Below are 19457 nucleotides of genomic sequence, written 5' to 3'. Positions count from 1 at the left end.
GTCTTCACCACGCGGGTTCGGGCTCGGCGTCGCGGCGGGCGTCGTTCGCGCGCGGCGCCGGCTCGGGCGGCGGCGGCATGAAGCCGCATTCGGCGAGATAGCCGAAATGCGCATCGAGCAGCGCGTCGTCCTTGTCCGGATACGTGACGCCGAGCCGGCGCAGCGTCGCCTCGGTGCGCGCGTGATCGATCACGGCCATGTCGCCGATATCGTCCTGCCGGTCGTCGAGATAGAACGCGACGACGTCGAACAGCGCATTCGATTCGTCGATCGACAACAGCCGCTCGCGCCAGACCTCGGGCGCCTCGAATCGCAGCGGATAGCCGCGCCGCGCGAGTGCGCGCAGGTAGCCGGCCCAGTCGAGCGGACGCGGGTTGTGCAGATGGAACACGCGCTCGGTGCGCGCACCGTCGAGCGTGCACGCGACGATCGCCCGCGCCAGGTAGTCGACCGGGCTCAGGTCGAACAGCCCGCCCTCGCTCGCGAGCGGCGCGCAGCCGAGCTGCACCGCACCCTTGAGCAGCAGCAGGATCCGGTTGCGTCCCGGCTGGCACAGCCCCGTGCGCGAATGGCCCGTGATGTTGCCGGGCCGCAGGATCGTCGTGTCGATCCCGCGCGCAGCCGCTTCGGCAACGAGATGCTCGGACACCCACTTCGTCAGGTTGTAGCCGTTGTTGACGAAGGCAGGGCCGGCCTCCGACGGGGCCGCCTCGATCAGGCGGCCCGTCGGGCCCGTCGCGCTCGCCGCGGATAGCGTCGATACGAAATGCAGCGCCTTGCGGCGGCCGCTGCAGCACAGGCGGAGCAGTTCGAGCGTCGAGCCGACGTTCTCCGCGTGCAGATACGGGTAGTCGTACACGTGGTTCACGTGTGCGCCGTTGTGATGAATCGCGCCGACCTCGGCCGCGAGCGTCTGCCACACCGCATCCGACAGCCCGAGGCGCGGTGCGCCGAGATCGCCGCGCAGCACCCGCACGCGCGGATGCCCGCACAGATGGCCGAGCCCGTTGACGAACGCCGCTTCGTCGAGCCGCCGGCGCGCGCTCGCATCGTCGTCGCCGCGCACGACGCAGTAGACGATCTGATTGGTGCGGCTGATCAGCTCGCTGAGGATGAAGCTGCCCAGGAAGCCGTTCGCACCGGTCAGCAGCACCGCGCCGGGGCCGTCGCCCGCCGACTGGCCGGCCGGCAGTCGCACGTCGTCGGGCAGCCGGCGATCGTCGTGCACGCGCGCCGGCACGTTCGCGCCGCGCTCGCCCGTTTCGTCGGTCAGCAGCGCCGCGAGCGCGGCGATCGTCGGCCGCTCCATGAAACGCGCGAGCGCCGCGTTGCCGCCCAGTTCGCGCTTCACCGCCAGCATCAGCCGCGACACCAGCAACGAATGGCCGCCCAGTTCGAAGAACGACGCGTCGCGGCCGATCTCGTCCGGCGCGAGTTCGAGCAGCGTCGCCCACATCGCGGCGAGACGAAGCTCCAGCGCGCCGCGCGGTGCGTCGCGCGTGTCGCTCCCCGCACGCGACACCGGCAGGCGCGCGAGTGCGGCGCGGTCGATCTTGCCGTTCGGCGTCGCGGGCAATACGTCGAGCGCCGTGATGTCGTACGGCACCATGTAGTCGGGCAGCGTGGCGGCCAGCACGGCGCGCAGCGCGTCGGGCGTCGCCGCCGCGTCGACCGGCTTCGCGGCGAACAGCCGGATGCGCTTGCGCTCGTCGGGCACCACCGCGCACTGGCGGTACAGCCCCGCGGCCAGCGCGGCCGTCTCGATCTCGCCCGGCTCGACGCGAAAACCGCGAATCTTCAGTTGCGCGTCGCGGCGGCCCACGTAACGCAGCGTGCCGTCCGGCTCCCAGCTCGCGATGTCGCCGGTCCGGTACATCGTCGCGCCCGGCGTGCCGTACGGATCGGCGACGAAACGCTCGGCGCTCAGGTCGGGCCGACCGAGATAGCCGAGCCCGACGCCCGCGCCGGCGATGCACAGTTCGCCTTCCTCGCCGGTGAGCGCCGGACGGCCGTCGGCCGCGAGCACATGGCAGCGCGCGTTCGCGATCGGCCGGCCGATGCGCCGGTTGCTGTCGCCGGCGCGCAGTTCGCCCGTCGTCGCGAGCACCGTGCATTCGGTCGGCCCGTAGATGTTGTGCAGCCGCCGGTTCGCGCTCCAGCGTGCGATCGTGTCGGGGTCGCACACGTCGCCGCCGGTGACGAGATGCGCGAGCGCGGGCCAGTCGCAATCCGGCAGCGCCGCGAGCAGCGCGGGCGGCAGGAACCCGTGCGTGATGCGCGCGTCGGCGACGAGCGCCGCGAGCGCGTCGAGTTCGCGGCGCTGCGCCTCGCTCGGCGCGACCAGCGTCGCGCCGGCGAGCCAGGTCGGGAACATGTCGAGCAGCGACGCATCGAACGCGACCGTCGAGAACTGCAGCACGCGCGACGACGCATCGAGCGACACGTGCGCGCGATACCAGTGGCAGAACTGCACGATGTTCCGGTGCGACAGCATCACGCCCTTCGGCACGCCGGTCGACCCCGACGTGTAGATCGCGACCGCGCAGCGCGCAGCGCGATCCGCATCGCGTTCGAGCGGCCACTGGCCGGACAGCGCATCGGGCGAGGCGTCCGCGTCCACTTGCTCGTGCGCGCCACAGTCGATCACGTCGAGGTCGAATCCGTCGAGCAGCGCCGGCTCGACCGCACCGTCGACGACGAGCGCCTGCGCCCCCGATTCACGCAGGATCGTACGGGCCCGTTCGGGCGGAAACGCGGGATCGAGCGGCACGCAGGTCGCGCCGGCGCCCAGCACACCGACGAGCGCCGGATACAGCGCGACGCCCTTGTCGAGCCGCACCGCGACCACGCGCGGCGCGGCGGGCCGCGCGGCAATGCGCGCGGCAACCTGGCGGGCGCGCGTGACCAGTTCGCGATAGGTCAGCTGGCCATCGGCCGCGACGAGCGCGCAGGCGTCCGGCGCGGCGGCCGCCGCACGCGACACGAGTTCCGGCAGCGACGGCTCGCATGGCCATTCGGCCGCCGTGTCGTTCGACGCGTGCCAGCCGGCCAACCGTTCGAGATCGAGCACGATGTCGGCCGGCCCGGGCGGCGTCGCGCGCGGCGCGTCGTTCGGGTCGCTCAGCTCGCGGGCGATCCCGCTCGCGACTTCGTGCATCAGATCGACCGCGCACGCGGCGATCTCGTCCGCGAGATCGGCGCCGTTGAGCGCCGCGCCGAACGCGAGCGTCGCGTCGGCCAGCACGCGCGTGTCGCCCGGCGCCGCGTCGGTCAGCCACGCGACGCGTACCTCGCGCGGCGGAAACGCATCGGCGACGATCTCGCAATGCAGCGGCCGTGCGTGCGCGCAGTGCACGGCGGGGTCCGGCGCGCCGCAGACGATCGACCACTCGGCCGCGTTGCGCAACGGTTCGGGCGCCGGCGCCGGCAACAGCAGCGCGTCGGCCGCGTCGCGCAGCGGGCCGTCGCGTCCGTCGGCGATACAGACGGTATGACCGGTCGCCTCGAGTTCAGACGCCAGCCGTGCGGCGAGACGGGTCTGCCCGCCGATCGCAATGATGATCGCTTTCATCGACGTGACTCACAGGTAGTCGGACAAGGCCGCGCGGGTCGGCGCGTGATCGAGCAGGCCGCTCATCCGGAAGAACTGCCGGATGTTGACGATCATCGGATGCTGGCTCGTGATCGGATACGCGCCGACCATGTCGTCGGCGATCCGCGCGCGCTCGGCGGCCGGCAGGTCGAGCGCATCGATCAGGCGGCGATCGAACTGCAGTTGCAGGTCGGCACTCAGGTATTCGCGCAGGAAGCACGGCAGCCCTTCGCCGAGCGCGAGCCGCGCGGGTTCGTCGATCTCCGACCAGTACAGCTTCACGAGATTGATCCAGAACGCCGAGTGACGGCCTTCGTCCGCGAGGTGATCGGCCATCACGCCCTTCACCGAGCGCTTGAGCGTCGCGTCGCGCGAGAACGCCGCGACTTCCGCCGTGACGGTGTTCTCCGAGATCGCGACGCACAGCAGCTCCATGCCGTCGCGATACTGCGCGCCGACCCGCTCGACCGCGCGCGGAATCGCCCGCGACAGCTCGATCTCGCTGTTCGGCGGCAGCGGCGCGATGCCGGTGGCCTCCTCGACCTGCCGCAGGTAGTCCATCGCGACGTACGCGTGGTAGTCCTCGTCGATCACGACGGTCATCGCATCCTGCCGGCATGCAAACGGAAACGGGTGCGCGAAGCGGCCGCGCGCGATCCGCAACGCGGTGGCGTTGACGATCTCCGTCTCGAAGATGATCACGTCCTGGATGTACTTGTAGAAGCTCTGCAGCAGGACGAAATCGCGCACCGCATCGCCCGCGTCGACGATCGCCGGGTGCGCGCACAGCGGCTGGCGTTCGAGCGGGTAATAGCGCAGTTCGTCGTCCTCGACGATCCGCCGCGGGCGCGATCGCACGGTCGCGCGCGCCTCCCAGCGATCGACGTGGCTCACGTAGGTGACGGCGGTCGTCATCGCGTGTCCTCCGGGGAACCGTAGTAATGGATTTCGAGCAGCAGGCAGCCCGCATCGCTGCGGAACGGGCCATGCGGCGTGCCGGCCGGACGCACGAAGTAGCTACCTTCCCGATAGGTCGCGCGATACTCGCGCGTCGCGACGTCGACCAGGCTCTGGTCGCCGTCGATCAGGTGCACTTCCTCGTGGTAGTCGTGCAGGAACGGCACGCGCGTGCCCGCGCCGGGATCGAACCGCACGATCCGGGTCCGGATGCCGCGCTTCGCGTGCTCGTCCAGCGTATCGACGAGCACGACCTGGTCGATGCCGTCGTCGAACGCCGCCGGGTGCTCCCACTCGAGCGCCGCGAAATCGACGATGCGCTCCGACAGCCCGCGCGCGTTCATGCCGGCACCACGTTGCGGGTCTGGCCGAGATGCGCGAGCAGCCCGTCCCACAGGCGCATGCGCTCGTCGATCGCATCGAGCCCGGCCTGCAGCGCTTCCTCGAGCTTGGCCGTGTCGCCGTCGGCCGCCTCGCGGATCATCGCGCGCGCCGCCGGCCCATGCTCGCCCGAATCCACTTCGATGTGGCGGTCGAGGTAATACACGAGCAGCGGGATCGACGAGCGCTCGATCTTCCATTCGTCGAGCAGCGTGCGGAACATGTCGGGAATCACGTTCTCGCGGCCGTAGAAGAAGTTGCCGAGCACCTGGTGCGTCGCGCCCGACGTGCACGCGGCCATCGTCGCCTCGACGAAGCGGATCACCGGCTCCGGCGCATCGACGGCCTTCAGCGCGGCCGACACCGAGAAGCCCGAGCGCACCAGCGACACCATTTCCTCGATGCGCGACGTCGACGCACCGACATCGCGCATCGCGTGCAGGTACAGGTCGTAGTGGCTCATGTGGCCGTTCGGCGTTTCGTCCGATTCCTCGCCGAGCACGATCTCGTTGATCAGGCGCGACGCGTTCGCGTTGCGCGGCGCGACCCACGGCACCGCGACGGTGGTCAGGTCCTGCTGCAGCCGCTTCACGAGCGACATGAAATCCCACACGGCGAATACGTGCCATTCCATGAACACGCGCAGCTCGTCGATGGTACGGATCGATCCGAACACCGGATGATGCGCGAGCCGCTCGTGCTGCTCGCCGATTTTTCGCTCCAGCCCTTCCAGTTGATTCACGGGACTCTCCTAGTAATGTCCGCTCGCGCCAGCCCACTGCGCCGGCTTCCGGCGCCGGAAACCGTTTCCGGCGAATTGCCTGCATGCCGTTTTCGGCTTGCGCAGCAATTTCAGGCGTCGATGCTAAATAAGCTGCCAATTTGCCGCCTATTCAAAACGGACATTCTCATATTCTTTCCGGACCAGACTCCTCATCCATCCATCAAAGCCTTTACTGGAAAGGCTTTGACGCATTACCAACAAAACCGCACGGAATTGACATCCGCAAATCGGGCTGTCTAGGATAAGAATTGCGATTCATCAAAAATGAAATGCACGATGCGAATATGTATTTTTTATTAAACAAATACGCGCATTTAATTCATCCACCGGAATAAGCTTTCCAGGAGAAACGACGTGACCGATTCGACGCTTCAATTGCCGCTGTCCGCGCCGCAGCGGGATTTCTGGGAGGCCGCGCTCGCGTATCCCGTCCCGTCGACGCATATCTACGCGGCCGAGTATTTCGACATTCGCGGCGCGCTCGACACCGGCGCATTCGAACACGCGCTGCGGCAGGTGATCCGCGAGGCGCAGACGCTGCACACGACGCGGATCGTGCTGGATGGCGACACGCCCGTGCGCGTGCTCGATGCTGCGCTCGCCAACGACTGGACGCTCGAACACGTCGACCTCGCCGGCACGAAAGACGCGCACGCCATCGCGCTCGCCGGCATGCGCGCACACTGCACGGGCGCGATCGATCTGGCGCGCGGGCCGTTCTTCCGCCATACGCTGTACCGCATCGCGCCGGATCACTACTACTGGTATCACGGCTACGCGCACATCCTGGTCGACGGCTATTCGGGCAGCCTGATCGCCACGCGCGCCGCCGAGCTGTACAACGCGTTCGCCTCGGGCGCCAAGGCGCCGCCCGCGCGCTTCGCGTCGCTCGCGGAGCTGCAACTGGACGAAGACGCGTACCGCGCGTCCGAACAGTTCGCGCACGATCGCCGCTACTGGCTCGAGCGCTTCGCGGACCAGCCGCGCACGGTCACGCTCGCCGGCCCCGCACGCTTTCCCGAGCGCGACGACGGGCCCGACCTGCGCGAGACGCGCCTCGCCACCGCAACCGAAAGCGCACGCCTCGAGGCGGTCGCCAGGGATCTCTTCACGTCGACGATGCCGCGGCTCGTCACCGCGCTGACCGCCGCGTACCTGTACCTGAACACCGGCGCGCACGACATCGTGCTGTCGGTCGCCGCGATGGCGCGCACGTCGGCGCGCGAGCGCCGCACGCCGGCGCAGTGCGCGAACATGCTGCCGCTGCGCCTGCACGTCGAGCCGGGCCACACGCTCGACGATCTGTGCCGCCAGGCGAACCGCGAGATGACCGCGCTGCGCCAGCACCAGCGCTACCGGATGGGCGACCTGCACCGCGAGCTGACGTCGCTCGACAACGGCCAGGGCGTGTTCGGCCCCGAGATCAACATCATGGCGTTCGACTACGACCTGCGGTTCGGCGACTGCGTGACGACGTCGCACAACCTGTCCGTCGGCACCACCGACGACCTGATGGTGAACCTGACCGACCGCCGCAACGGCGAGCCGCTGCGCTTCGACTTCGACGCGAGTCCGCAGTACTACAGCCGTGATGCGCTGAACGCCCACGTCGGCCAGTTCCTGACTTTCATGCGTGTCGCGCTCGACGAACCGTTCGCGACGCTCGGCGCGCTCGAGAGCCGGCTCGACTTTCAACCGGCGGCGCTCGCCGGCTGAGCGCCACCTGCGTCACCGTGTTGCCCCGTCAAACCGAATCACTACGGAGTCCTGTCATGTCCTATTCGGAATCGCGCTTCTGGCATCCCCGGCAACATCCGCTCGCCGCGTCGCGCCCGCCGGTCCGCATCACGCGCGGCGAAGGCTGCTATCTGTACGACGACACCGGCCGGCCGTATCTCGACGCAGTCGCGTCGCTGTTCAACGTGTACGTCGGCCACGGCCGGCGGGAAATCAAGGAAGCGATCATCCGGCAGCTCGACGAGCTCGAATATCACCCGGTGTTTGCCGGGTTCAGCCATCCGCGCGCGGAAGAACTGTCGGCGCGGCTGGTCGGCATGCTGCAGCCGGAAGACATGAGCCGCGTGATCTTCGGCTCCGGTGGCTCGGACGCGGTCGAGGCCGCGCTGATGATCGCGCGGCAGTACTGGAAGGTGTCCGGGCAGCCCGAGCGCACCAAGTTCATCGCGCTGCGCCAGGCCTATCACGGCTCGCACTTCGGCGGCAGCTCCGTCACGGGCAACACCGTCTACCGCCGCAACTACGAGCCGACGCTCGCCGGCTGCTTCCACGTCGAGACGCCGTGGATCTATCGCAACCCGTTCACGCACGACCCGGAAGAGCTCGGCCGCCTGTGCGCGTCGCTCGTCGAGCGCGAGATCCTGTTCCAGGGCCCCGATACCGTGGCCGCCTTCATCGCCGAACCGGTGCAGGCGACGGGCGGCATCATCGTGCCGCCCGCGAACTACTGGCCGCTGGTGCGCGAAGTGTGCGACCGCCACGGCGTGCTGCTGATCGCCGACGAGGTGGTGACCGGCTTCGGCCGGACCGGCGCGGCGTTCGGCAGCCGCGGCTGGGGCGTCGCGCCCGACATCATGTGCTTGGCGAAGGGCGTGTCGTCAGGGTATCTGCCGCTCGGCGCGACCGTCGTCAACCGTCGCATCGAGAACGCGTTCGCGTCCAACCCGGGCGGCATCGGCACGCTGATGCACGGCTACACCTACTCGGGCCACCCGATCGTCTGCGCGGCCGCGCTCGCGAACCTGCAGATCATCGTCGACGAGGATCTCGCCGGCAATGCGGCGCGCGAAGGCGCGTACCTGCTGGAACGGCTGCAGCCGCTGGTCGACCGCTATCCGGTCGTCGGCGACGTGCGCGGCAAGGGCCTGCTGGTCGGCATCGACCTCGTGAAGGACAAGGTCACGCGCGAATCGATCGATCCGTCGGACGGCTATGCGGCCGCACTGGCCGACGCGGCGCGCGATGCCGGCGTGCTGATCCGCTCGCTCGGCAACCGGCTCGCGATCGCGCCGCCGCTCGTGATCGGTCGCGAGGACGTCGACCGGATCGTGCATGCGATCGAGCATGCGTTCGAAGCGGTGCCGCGCTGGACCGCCCGCTGAACGCGGCAGCGAGGGCGGCAGTGGCGGCGGTCAGCGCGCCGCCGCTTCCGCCGCCGCGAGGTACTGGCTCGGCGTGACGCCGAACGCGCGCTTGAAGGTGGCCGCATAGGTGGTCGGGCTGCGATAGCCGACCTGGTGCGCGGCCTGCGTGACGGGCATGCCGCTCGCGAGCAGCGCGAGCGACATCGACAGCCGCAGTTGCTGGCGCCACGCGGCCACGCTCATGCCGGTCTCGCTGCGAAACAGGCGCGCCAGATGGCGCGCGCTCAGCGCGGCGTCGCGTGCGAGCGTGTCGAGCGGCAGTTCGCAGTGCGGCTCGCGCTGCAGTCGCTCGCACAGCTTCAGCAGGCGCCGGTCGCGCGGCAACGGCAACGTGAGCGGCGTCTGCGCGAGTTCGCTCAGTTCGTCGGCGAACAGGCGCGCGAGCGGATCGTGGTCGACGCTGCAATCGAACGGATGCGACACGCGCGTGGCGAGCTCGCGCAGCAGCGGCGAGACGGTCATCGCGCACAGCGTGGCCGGCAGCCGCGCGCCGAGCGCGTCGCCGAGATAGAGCGAGCAGAGCTGGACGTCGTCGGCCACGCGCATCGCATGAACGGTGCGCGCCGGAATCCAGATCGCGCGCAGCGGCGGGGTGATCCAGCGCTGGCCTTCGACGTCGAGTACTAATACGCCGCGCGTCGTAAACAATAGTTGCCCGGCCTGATGCGCGTGCGGGGCATACTCGTGAGCAAGCGCGCGGGCGGGGGCCGACGCGCAGGGCGGTTCGATCGCGCGGATCCCGCCGAAGGCGAACGCGCGCGCACCGGCGCGCGCGAGGAGAGGCACGTCTTGAACGCTGGTCATGGTCGATCAGTCCTGATACGAAACCGGAGGGGTACCGCAACACGTGAAACGACGGGGGGACAGTGCCCGCACAAGCGGGCCCGTCGTGCGAACAGCCGCCATTAAACCGGCGTCGGCTTCGCCTCAAAACTGTCCTTTTGAACAGGATACGCGCGGGCCGCAATGCACGGCCCGCCCACACCGACGAGGATCACCGATGGACCTGACAATACTGCACGACTGTTTCGACGCACTACAGCGCGCACCCACCGCGGAAGCCGCGTTCCCGCCGATTGCCGCCGCCGCGGCCGCGCTCGGATTCCGGTATTGCGTGTACGGCTTGCGCCGCACGCTGCCGCTCGCCCGGCCCGACATGCAGATCGTCGGCAATCATCCACGCGAATGGGAACACCGTTATGTGAAATTCGGCTACGTCACCATCGATCCGATCATCAAGCGGGTCGCGAGCCAGCCGCGCCCGGTCGTATGGAATGCGTTCGACGAACCGGGCGACACCGCGTTCTGGCACGACGCGGCGTGCTTCGGGATGCGTTACGGCTGGTCGCACGGCGGCTACGACCGGGCCGGCAACCTCGGCGTGCTGACGCTCGTGCGCGACACGACGCCGCTCGACGCGGACGAAATCTCGCGGTTGCGCGCACCCTGTGCGAGCCTCTCGCATGCGGCGCATGCGTACCTGATGCCGCGCCTCGCCGATCCGATCGCGCCGGTCGGCACCGGGCTGACGCTGCGCGAGCGCGAGGTGCTGGCGTGGACGGCCGACGGCAAGACGGCCTACGAAATCGGGATGATCTTCGGGATCGCGGAGCGGACGGTGAAGTTCCACCTGCAGAACGCCGTCGTGAAGCTCGACGCGATGAACAAGACGCATGCGGCCACCAAGGCCGCGATGCTCGGGCTGCTGCCCTGACGGCGCGCACGCGCGCGCCGTGACGTGAAAAAACAACCCGGGCCGGCCCTGCCGCCCGGGTTTCGACCCGCTTATGCGACGGCCTGCACCGCCGGCTGTCCGGCAAAGAAGGTTGCCTGTACAACCTCATCCGCGCGCGCATACGCGCGGTTCACGCCGCTGATCACCGCACGAATCGACGCGGTCGTCAGGTTCGCATCAACCCCCACACCGAACGCGCTGCCGCGCACGCCCGTACCGGCCAGCTCGGCGATCGCGATCGCCTTCGCATCGGCGCCCTGCGACAGCGCGCGTTCCTCGTAATGCTGGATCCGCAGCGGCGTGTGCAGCGCATGCATCAGCGCGTCGAGCGGGCCATTACCTTCACCGCGCAGCACACGGCGCTCGCCGTGCACGTCGGCGGTCAGCACGATCGTCTCGCGGCCGTCGCGCTCGGTCAACTCATGGCTGACATAACGCAGCGGCGTGTCGCTTTCGACGTATTCCTGCTGGAACAGCGCCCAGATCTGCGCGCTCGTCACCTCGTGCCCGCTCTCGTCGGTCAGGCGCTGCACGGCCGCGCTGAAATCGACCTGCATGCGGCGCGGCAGCGCGACGCCGTAGCCCTGTTCGAGCAGGTACGCGATCCCGCCCTTGCCCGACTGGCTGTTCACGCGAATGATCGAATCGTACGTGCGGCCGAGGTCGTTCGGATCGATCGACAGGTACGGGACTTCCCATACGGTGTCCGCGCGCTGAACCGCGAAGCCCTTCTTGATCGCGTCCTGGTGCGAGCCCGAGAACGCGGTGAACACGAGGTCGCCGACATACGGATGGCGCGGGTGGACCGGCAACTGCGTGCATTCCTCGGACGTGCGCGCGACTTCGTTGATCTGCGAGAAATCGAGGCCCGGATCGACGCCCTGCGTGTACAGGTTCAGCGCGAGCGTCACGAGGTCGACGTTACCCGTGCGTTCGCCGTTGCCGAACAGGCAGCCCTCGATCCGGTCGGCGCCGGCCATCACCGCGAGCTCGGCCGCCGCGACCGCGGTGCCGCGGTCGTTGTGCGGGTGGACGGACAGGATCAGCGAATCGCGGCGCGCGAGGTTGCGGTGCATCCACTCGATCTGGTCCGCATAGTAATTCGGCGTGCCGATTTCCACCGTGGCCGGCAGGTTCACGATCGACTTGCGCTCGGGCGTCGGCTGCCACACGTCGAACACCGCGTCGCACACTTCCTTCGCGAAATCGAGTTCGGTCGCCGTAAACGTTTCCGGGCTGTACTGCAGCGTAAATTGCGTGTCGGTCGCCGCATCGGCGCATCGCTTGATCGTGCGCGCCGCATTCACCGCGAGCTGCTTCACGCCGTCGCGATCGAGGCTGAACACGATCTTGCGGAATTCCGGCGCGGTCGCGTTGTACAGGTGCACGATCGCGCGCTTCGCGCCGCGCAGCGACGCGAAGGTGCGCTCGATCAGGTCGTCGCGCGCCTGCGTCAGCACCTCGATCGTCACGTCGTCGGGAATGTGGCCGCCCTCGATCAGTTCGCGGACGAAGTTGAAGTCGGTTTCGGACGCGGACGGGAACGCGACCTCGATCTCCTTGAAGCCGATCGCCACCAGCGTCTTGAACATCCGCATCTTGCGCGTGGCGTCCATCGGCTCGAACAGCGCCTGGTTGCCGTCGCGCAGGTCGGTGCTCATCCAGATCGGCGCCTGCGTGATCGTGCGCGACGGCCACGTGCGGTCGGGCAGGTTGACGGGCGTAAACGGTCGGTATTTGGTCGCGGGGTTCTTCAGCATCATGATGTCGGTCCTCGGTCTGTTTGTCGGTGAAGCGCGGCGCGGCGGCCATCGGCGTGATGAGCCGGGTCCATGCGCAGCGGTAAGAACGGCAAAAAAGCGGCACAACGGCAAAGCGGTACGGCAAACGACGGCCTTGGCGGTTGGGCGACCGGGACGGAGCGGAGTGGTGACGGAAGAAAGACGAACTCAGGCGCCGGTCGACAACCGGGGCCAGGTCGGTGATGCGGGGAAAATCTGGCGCTTCAGGAAAGAAGCAGATGGAAAGCGCGCAGCCGCAGACCCAGCCCGGAGAAGCGGGCTAGTAGTCGTAGCGAGAAGAGGAACTGGGCGGCGTGCATGACCGGCATCAAATCACAGGGTGACCACGGCTGTCAACCGGGCGCATTCATTCCGCGTCGTCCCCCGACACGCGCGTTGGCGCAGAATCAGTCCAGTCCGATAGGCGGCGGCTGGCCCCATCGATATGCTTCACGGGTGCGGCGCCGGTGAGGCCCTATTCATGTTCGGAGTGAGTCGGTCCATCCTCTTCGCCGGCGCCGCACACCCCTCCTTGCAATCGGGCTTCGGTGTGGGCGTTCGACGGTGGCCGGTGGGCGCGGCCACGACAGAGATGCTGATGTTGAAACGAAACGCTGCCATATGCGAACGCCGAGCGTCTGCTCCGAAGTCCGATTGCCCTCCGCCTCTCCCGCCCCGCTCGCGCATCGTTCAGGAAAACGATACACGCATCGATATAATTTCTCGAATATATCGAAATCCACTTCATTAATTACATTTCACTCAATCGATTGGCATTGATTTTCGATTTACTGAACAATAGCCATTCACGTACGAATATTTTTTTATTTATTTTTCGTCATGCTCAGTACGTCGCGTTTCAGACGGCAAACGTTTGCGCGACGAGGCCCCTGGCCTTACCTAATAATCCACAGGAGAAAAGCATGGCTGATTCTCAAACGTCATCCAACCGCGCCGGCGAATTCTCGATTCCGCCGAATACCGATTTCCGCGCGATTTTCTTCGCGAATGCCGCCGAGCAACAGCACATCAAATTGTTCATCGGCGACAGCCAGGAACCCGCCGCGTATCACAAGCTGACGACGCGCGACGGCCCGCGCGAAGCCACGCTGAATTCCGGCAACGGCAAGATCCGTTTCGAGGTGTCGGTGAACGGCAAGCCGTCGGCGACCGACGCGCGTCTCGCGCCGATCAACGGCAAGAAGTCGGACGGCTCGCCGTTCACGGTCAACTTCGGGATCGTCGTGTCGGAAGACGGCCACGACAGCGACTACAACGACGGCATCGTCGTGCTCCAGTGGCCGATCGGCTGACCTGACGCACGTTCGACGACCGACCGCCGCCGGCCGCGCCGCGTCCGCGTCGGCCGGCGGTTTGCGCCCGGTACGGCGGCGCCTCGCCCCCGGCCGGCCCCGCCCTCCCTCCGGAGACTCCCATGCCCCTCCTTTCGGCTTCGATCGTCAGCGCGCCCGTCGTGACGTCGGAGACTTACGTCGACATCCCCGGCCTCTACCTCGACGTCGCGAAGGCCGGGATTCGCGACGGCAAACTGCAAGTCATCCTCAACGTGCCGACGCCTTATGCGACCGGCAACAACTTCCCCGGCATCTATTTCGCGATCGCGACGAACCAGGGCGTCGTCGCGGACGGCTGCTTCACGTATTCGTCTAAAGTGCCCGAAAGCACCGGCCGCATGCCTTTCACGCTCGTCGCGACGATCGACGTCGGCAGCGGCGTCACGTTCGTGAAGGGCCAGTGGAAAAGCGTGCGCGGCAGCGCGATGCACATCGATTCGTACGCGAGCCTGTCCGCGATCTGGGGCACGGCCGCGCCGTCGTCGCAAGGCAGCGGCAATCAGGGCGCCGAAACCGGCGGCACCGGGGCCGGCAACATCGGCGGCGGCGGCGAACGCGACGGTACGTTCAATCTCCCGCCGCACATCAAGTTCGGCGTGACCGCGCTCACCCACGCGGCGAACGACCAGACGATCGACATCTACATCGACGACGACCCGAAACCGGCCGCGACGTTCAAGGGCGCCGGCGCCCAGGACCAGAACCTCGGCACGAAAGTGCTCGATTCCGGCAACGGACGCGTGCGCGTGATCGTGATGGCGAACGGCAGGCCGTCGCGGCTCGGCTCGCGGCAGGTCGACATTTTCAAGAAGTCGTACTTCGGGATCATCGGCTCGGAAGACGGCGCCGACGACGATTACAACGACGGCATCGTGTTCCTGAACTGGCCGCTGGGTTGATCGACGGCCATCACTAACCATCGCAATGGCGACGGGGCCCGCCATGCATTGCGCATCGTTCGAGCAGTCATTTGCAGTCCCACTGCTGTACACCGCGCGCGGTCCGGTGAAATCCGTTCGCCGGTCATGCGATGCGGAACCTTCCATTCAGACGAGGACGACATGTCACAACCCTTTACCCACGACGACCTTTACGCGCTGCTGCAACTCGCGGGCAACGACGCCACTGCCGTGCAGGCCAACGGCGATCAGGCCGTGCTCGACCGGATGCGTCAGTTCATGACCGCGCAGCTCGTCGAGAAACTGCCGCAATACGACGTGTTCGTCGATATCGCGACGATCCCGTACAGCTTCGACGTCGGCAGCTGGCAGAACAAGGTGAAAACCGATGCGGCAGGCGAGGTCGTTGCGTGCACGGTGACGTGGGCCGGCGCGCCGGGCGTGTTGCCCGGTGCCGCGGCGAAGTTCGGCGTCGGCGCGGTGGTCAATTACTTCTCGAAAGCGACACCGCAACCCGTGCAGCCCGCGCCCGTGCCGACCGGCGGCGGCGAACGCGACGGCATCTTCACCCTGCCGCCGAACATCGCATTCGGCGTGACCGCGCTGGTCAATTCGTCCGCACCGCAGACGATCGAGGTGTTCGTCGACGACAACCCGAAACCGGCCGCGACGTTCCAGGGCGCCGGCACGCAGGACGCGAACCTGAACACGCAGATCGTGAACTCGGGCAAGGGGAAGGTGCGGGTGGTCGTGACGGCGAACGGCAAGCCGTCGAAGATCGGCTCGCGTCAGGTCGACATCTTCAAGAAGACCTACTTCGGGCTGGTCGGATCGGAAGATGGCGGCGATGGCGACTACAACGACGGCATCGCGATCCTGAACTGGCCGCTGGGTTGACGCACGCTAGCCCGACGAGCGTCGCCACGCCGCCCGGCGTGGCGACTGGCCGGTGCGCGTCGGCCAGTCGCGAACCCACCCGGGTCACAAGAACACGATCGGCCATGACGATGCGCGCCACGGCCGATCGCCCCCGGGGTCTTCGCCGTTACATCACCACGCCCACCGCACGCCCGCATTGCCGGTAATCGTGCGCTGGTGCTCGCCGCCGAAGTTGGTCAGGTAGCTGACCGTCGCATACACGCTGCCGCGCTTCGTCAGCTGCGCGACGAGCCCCGCGCCGATCTGGCCGGCCGTCTGCCCGACCTGCGTGCCGATGGTCGTCGAACCGCCGAACGTCGTCTTGTCGTCCGCGCCGAACGAGCGCAGCACGTTCGCACGCAGATACGGCTTCCAGCTCACGCCGTTCGCATCGAACGCGTATTGCAGCCGCGCGCCGATCCGGCCGACGAACGTATTGCCGTTGTTCCATCCGATGCTCGACACCCCGTCGTTGAAGCGATCGAGCGACAGCCATTGCCACACGAGTTGCGCATGCGGCTCGAGCGTCAGCCCGTTGCCGAGCGCGATCGGCAATCCGGCTTCGACGGAGCCCGTCAATGCGTTGCCGTTCGTCGAGCCGTTCACGTTGTCGTTCGAATGCGTGCGCACCGTCAGCGCGCTGGCCATCAGCACCGCGTCCGTGTACCAGCCGCCCGGGCCGATATGCGTCCAGTAGCCGCCGAGGTCGTATGCATTGACCTGCAGCGAGCCGACGCCCAGGTCCGTCTGCGCGAGCGCGAAGCCGTTCACATCGCCGACCGCGCGCGAGAAGCCGAGGAAGAAACCGTAGTGATTGCGATGGCCACTGGCGGTCGTATCGGCGTAGAGATCCTGCCCGACCTGCATCCCCCACACCGTGCCGTCGAACGACGGTGTCGCGTCGCCCTTCTGTCTGATGTTGCTGTTGCCGCCCCACACGCGGGCCCACGACGCGGGCACCGACCCGTTTTCGGCGAGCAGCCCTTGTTCGCCCTGACGATCGTGGAACGTGTCGATCTGCAGCAGGCCCAGCTGACGCGCGACGGCCGGCGCTTCCGCGTATAGCGGCACTTCGGGACGATAGATCGGCTCCGGATTGCCGCCGATGCCCGCATGATCGACCGCTTCGACGATCGATTCGGGCGTGCCTTCGGCGGCGATCACCGGCGGCTCGGCCGGCGGCGTCGGCTGGCCGGGCTCGACGACGGGCGGCTGCGGTTTCGGCGGCACCGTGTTGCGCAGATACCAGTTGTCGCCAGTGCCAGTCGACTCGCCGCCCTTCGCGAGGAAATACGTATATGCGCCCGCGCTGACCGTCCCGCCGGACAGCGAAAACGCACCCGCACTCGTCGTCGCGCCATTCGCCGCCTGCACGACCTGGATGCCGTCGCCCGTCGTCTGCGCACCTGCGCCGCCGACGTTCGTCACCTTCAGCGTGCTCGAGCCGCTCGCCGTGCCGCCGCTGACGACCAGCTTGTCCGACGGCGCGCCATCGCCGGCAAGCGTCGTGTTCAGCGTGAGCATCGCGTTCTGGCCGACGTAGTTGCCCGCGACCGTCAGCGTGTTGCCCACGCCGCTACCACCGAGCTGCACGCGCCCCGCGTTGGTCAGGTTGCCGTTGATCCGGAAATCGCCGATCGCGCCGCTGGCGAGGCTGGCGAGTGCATTCGCGACCGAAATCGTGCCGTTGTTCGTCACGTTGCCCGTCACGCTGCCATAGCCGCCGAGCGTCGCGCCTGCTGCCACCGCCACCGGCCCGCCGCCGCCCAGCGCGGCGGACGCATGTGCGGCGTCACCGACGACGAGCGTGCCGGCATTCAGCGCCGTGCCGCCGGCATAGGTGTTCGCGCCGTTCATGGTCAGCGTGCCGGCCCCGAGTTTGGTGAGCCCGCCCGCGCCGGTGACGTTCTGCGCGATCGCGGAATCGAAGCCCTGCGTATCGATCGTGCCGTTGTTCGACGTGATCGACACCGCGCGGCTCGACGCGAGATCGAACGCGCTGCCGAGTTGTAGCGTGCCACCGTTGAAAGTCAGCGATCCCGACGAAGCGCCGAGCGCGTTGTCGGCCGCGACCGACAGCGTACCCTGCGTGATCGTCGTGCCACCCGAATACGGGTTGCCGCCTGCGGAGGAAGGCGCGACGGTCAACGTGCCCGCGCCGGTTTTCTCCACCGCGCCCGACCCGCCGATCGTACCCGTGTACGTGCCGGCACTGTCCTGCTGGAAGCGCACGAGCCCGTTGTCGGTGACGGACAGCGGCAGGTTCGACGCATTCGCCTGCAGCGTCGCGCCCGCGTTGACGGTCGCGACGACCGATGCCGTCGTCGTGCCGAGCGTGCCGGTGAGGTTCAGCGTGCCGCTCTGCACCAGCGCGGTCGAGAACGTGCCGGTGCCGGCCCACGTCCAGTCGGTGCCGGCCATCGTCAGGCTCTGGAAATTCGTGAACGCATTCGACGCGGTGCCGGTGCCCTGCAACGTCAGGGTGTTGGTGCCCGCGCCGCCGTTGGCCGTGCCGACGATCTGCGAGCCGGTCTGCAGGATCAGCGTCACGTTGCCGTTGCCACCCTGAATCGCGGTGCCGCCGCCACCCTGGATCAGCCCCGCGTTGGTGATCGTCGTCGCGCCGTTGGTCGAGCGTACGCCGATCCCGTTGTTGCTGATGATCCTGCCGCCGGCCTGATTCGTGATGGTCGCGGTGAACGAGCTGCCGAGCGTGTTCGATACGACCGCGTCGACGCTGCCGCCGCTCGTCGCGGTGCCGGTGGTCTGGATCGTGCCGCTGTTGACCAGCGTGTCGTTGTTGCCCTGCATGTAAACGGCCGGTGCATCGCGGCCGTTCGATGTCAGCGTGCCGCCGTTGGTGATCGTCCCGTTGCCGCCGAGCAGCGACGCCGCGCGCGCGTTGTTGCCGGATGTCGTCACGGTGCCCGTGTTGACGATCTGGTTGCCCGACGCGCCGGGATTGCTCTGCCCCCACGCGGCCGTCATCCCGTACGAATTGTTGCCGGTGGTCGTGATCGTGCCGTTGTTGACGAGCGTGTTGTTGTTGCCGTTCGCGGCCATCCCGTCGTTGTAGGTGCCCGACGTCGCGATCACGCCGGTCGCCGCATTGGTGAGCGTGTTGCCGTTGTTCACGCCGAGCAGCACCGCGCCGCGGTTCGCGACGCCCGTGCCGTTGCCGGACATCGACAGGCTGCCGTTGTTGGTGATCGTGCTCGACGCATCGACCGAGAACGGCGTCGGCGTGGACGTCAGCACGTAGCTGCCCGTCACGGTCGAATCGAGGTTGATCGTCACGCCGGTGCTGCCGGCCGTGGCCACGACCGACGGCGCATTCGCGCCGGTACACGTCACCGTCGTGCCGCTGCCCGGCGCGGTGGCCGAGCACGCCGCATACGCACTGACCGGCACCGCGCCGGTCAGGATCGCCATTCCACCCAAACCCAGGTTCCGCGCCTTTCTTTTCATTTTTCCGCTCGCATTTATTGGTGACGTTATTGCTGCAAATCGGTGCGTGAAACGGGTTATATCACCTGTCTTGAAATAATCGCAAGATGCGAGGGCGTGATATCGGTAATCACGCGGCGATTTGTTTTGGAGCGGGAAATAAAGAAAACGGCTGTGTTGCTGCGCCGCAGAAAACGTTGCGCGACGACCATCACCCACACGAAGCCGGTTTAATTTTCCGGTTGTCGCGTCACCCCTGAAAGCCGGGACGACGAGATTCGGGCGAATCGGAAAAGATGACGCAATACCGCCATCGAATGACCGTGCAAAGCAGCATGGACGATTCGGTCATGTTGCTTTGCACGATGCAATGCCGCCCGCTTTCGGACGACTGCGCGGCCACCGGTTCTGGCCGATGCGATCGACGATCCGGGGCAGCCCATATTT

Annotated in this window: 13 protein-coding genes; 6 read left to right on the top strand and 7 right to left on the bottom strand. The window is 67.5% G+C overall.

Annotation, left to right across the window (positions count from 1 at the left end):
* Nucleotides 1-4: 4 nt before the first annotated feature.
* Genes DTA15_RS06180 through DTA15_RS06165 form a run of 4 tightly spaced genes read right to left on the bottom strand, consistent with a single transcriptional unit; the run spans nt 5 to nt 5672 of the window.
* Nucleotides 5-3571 (bottom strand): amino acid adenylation domain-containing protein, encoded by a 3567-nt coding sequence (locus tag DTA15_RS06180; RefSeq protein ID WP_006494151.1) that lies wholly within the window; start codon nt 3569-3571, stop codon nt 5-7.
* Nucleotides 3572-3580: 9 nt separating this feature from the next.
* Nucleotides 3581-4507, bottom strand: coding sequence for a diiron oxygenase (locus DTA15_RS06175; RefSeq protein WP_006479989.1), 927 nt, complete (start codon nt 4505-4507; stop codon nt 3581-3583).
* Entirely contained in the window at nt 4504-4893 is a 390-nt protein-coding gene (locus DTA15_RS06170; RefSeq protein ID WP_006490841.1) for a cupin domain-containing protein, read from the bottom strand. The genes DTA15_RS06175 and DTA15_RS06170 overlap by 4 nt, the downstream gene beginning before the upstream one ends.
* Nucleotides 4890-5672, bottom strand: a complete 783-nt coding sequence (locus DTA15_RS06165; protein WP_006490832.1) for a DUF3050 domain-containing protein — start codon at nt 5670-5672, stop codon at nt 4890-4892. The genes DTA15_RS06170 and DTA15_RS06165 overlap by 4 nt, the downstream gene beginning before the upstream one ends.
* 396 nt (nt 5673-6068) lie before the next feature.
* Between DTA15_RS06165 and DTA15_RS06155 the strand changes: the two genes are divergently transcribed.
* Nucleotides 6069-7430 carry a condensation domain-containing protein gene (locus DTA15_RS06155; RefSeq protein WP_006490833.1) on the top strand — a complete coding sequence of 454 codons (1362 nt, stop codon included), beginning with the start codon at nt 6069-6071 and terminating at the stop codon, nt 7428-7430.
* Between the two features lie 56 nt (nt 7431-7486).
* The gene (locus DTA15_RS06150; protein ID WP_006490825.1) at nt 7487-8833 is read left to right on the top strand and encodes an aspartate aminotransferase family protein; all 1347 of its coding nucleotides are present in this window, start codon (nt 7487-7489) and stop codon (nt 8831-8833) included.
* 30 nt (nt 8834-8863) lie between these two features.
* Here the strand turns inward: DTA15_RS06150 and DTA15_RS06145 are convergent, their stop codons facing one another.
* Complete coding sequence (locus tag DTA15_RS06145; protein ID WP_006490827.1) at nt 8864-9679, bottom strand: AraC family transcriptional regulator; 816 nt, start codon at nt 9677-9679, stop codon at nt 8864-8866.
* A 196-nt stretch (nt 9680-9875) separates the two neighbouring features.
* Between DTA15_RS06145 and DTA15_RS06140 the strand changes: the two genes are divergently transcribed.
* A complete protein-coding gene (locus tag DTA15_RS06140) occupies nt 9876-10589 on the top strand; it encodes an autoinducer binding domain-containing protein (protein WP_006490829.1) in 714 nt (237 codons plus the stop codon).
* Between the two features lie 71 nt (nt 10590-10660).
* Here DTA15_RS06140 and leuA read toward each other — a convergent pair whose 3' ends face one another.
* Complete coding sequence (gene leuA, locus DTA15_RS06135; RefSeq protein WP_171985251.1) at nt 10661-12370, bottom strand: 2-isopropylmalate synthase; 1710 nt, start codon at nt 12368-12370, stop codon at nt 10661-10663.
* Between the two features lie 944 nt (nt 12371-13314).
* Here leuA and DTA15_RS06130 point away from each other — a divergent pair.
* The 3 genes from DTA15_RS06130 (at nt 13315) to DTA15_RS06120 (ending at nt 15542) form a co-directional block, all read left to right on the top strand.
* Nucleotides 13315-13704 carry a fucose-binding lectin II gene (locus DTA15_RS06130; RefSeq protein WP_006479996.1) on the top strand — a complete coding sequence of 130 codons (390 nt, stop codon included), beginning with the start codon at nt 13315-13317 and terminating at the stop codon, nt 13702-13704.
* A gap of 122 nt (nt 13705-13826) precedes the next feature.
* On the top strand, nt 13827-14645 hold the full coding sequence (locus DTA15_RS06125) for a fucose-binding lectin II (protein WP_006490828.1): 819 nt from the start codon (nt 13827-13829) through the stop codon (nt 14643-14645).
* Nucleotides 14646-14807: 162 nt separating this feature from the next.
* Complete coding sequence (locus DTA15_RS06120; RefSeq protein WP_006490839.1) at nt 14808-15542, top strand: fucose-binding lectin II; 735 nt, start codon at nt 14808-14810, stop codon at nt 15540-15542.
* A gap of 153 nt (nt 15543-15695) precedes the next feature.
* Here the strand turns inward: DTA15_RS06120 and DTA15_RS06115 are convergent, their stop codons facing one another.
* On the bottom strand, nt 15696-18995 hold the full coding sequence (locus tag DTA15_RS06115) for an autotransporter family protein (RefSeq protein ID WP_006490840.1): 3300 nt from the start codon (nt 18993-18995) through the stop codon (nt 15696-15698).
* Nucleotides 18996-19457: the final 462 nt, after the last annotated feature.

Origin of the sequence: Burkholderia cenocepacia, from assembly GCF_900446215.1 — a bacterium.
Classification (GTDB): domain Bacteria; phylum Pseudomonadota; class Gammaproteobacteria; order Burkholderiales; family Burkholderiaceae; genus Burkholderia; species Burkholderia cenocepacia.
Note: the sequence above shows the minus strand (reverse complement) of the source record. Positions and strands in the feature narration are given on the sequence as shown.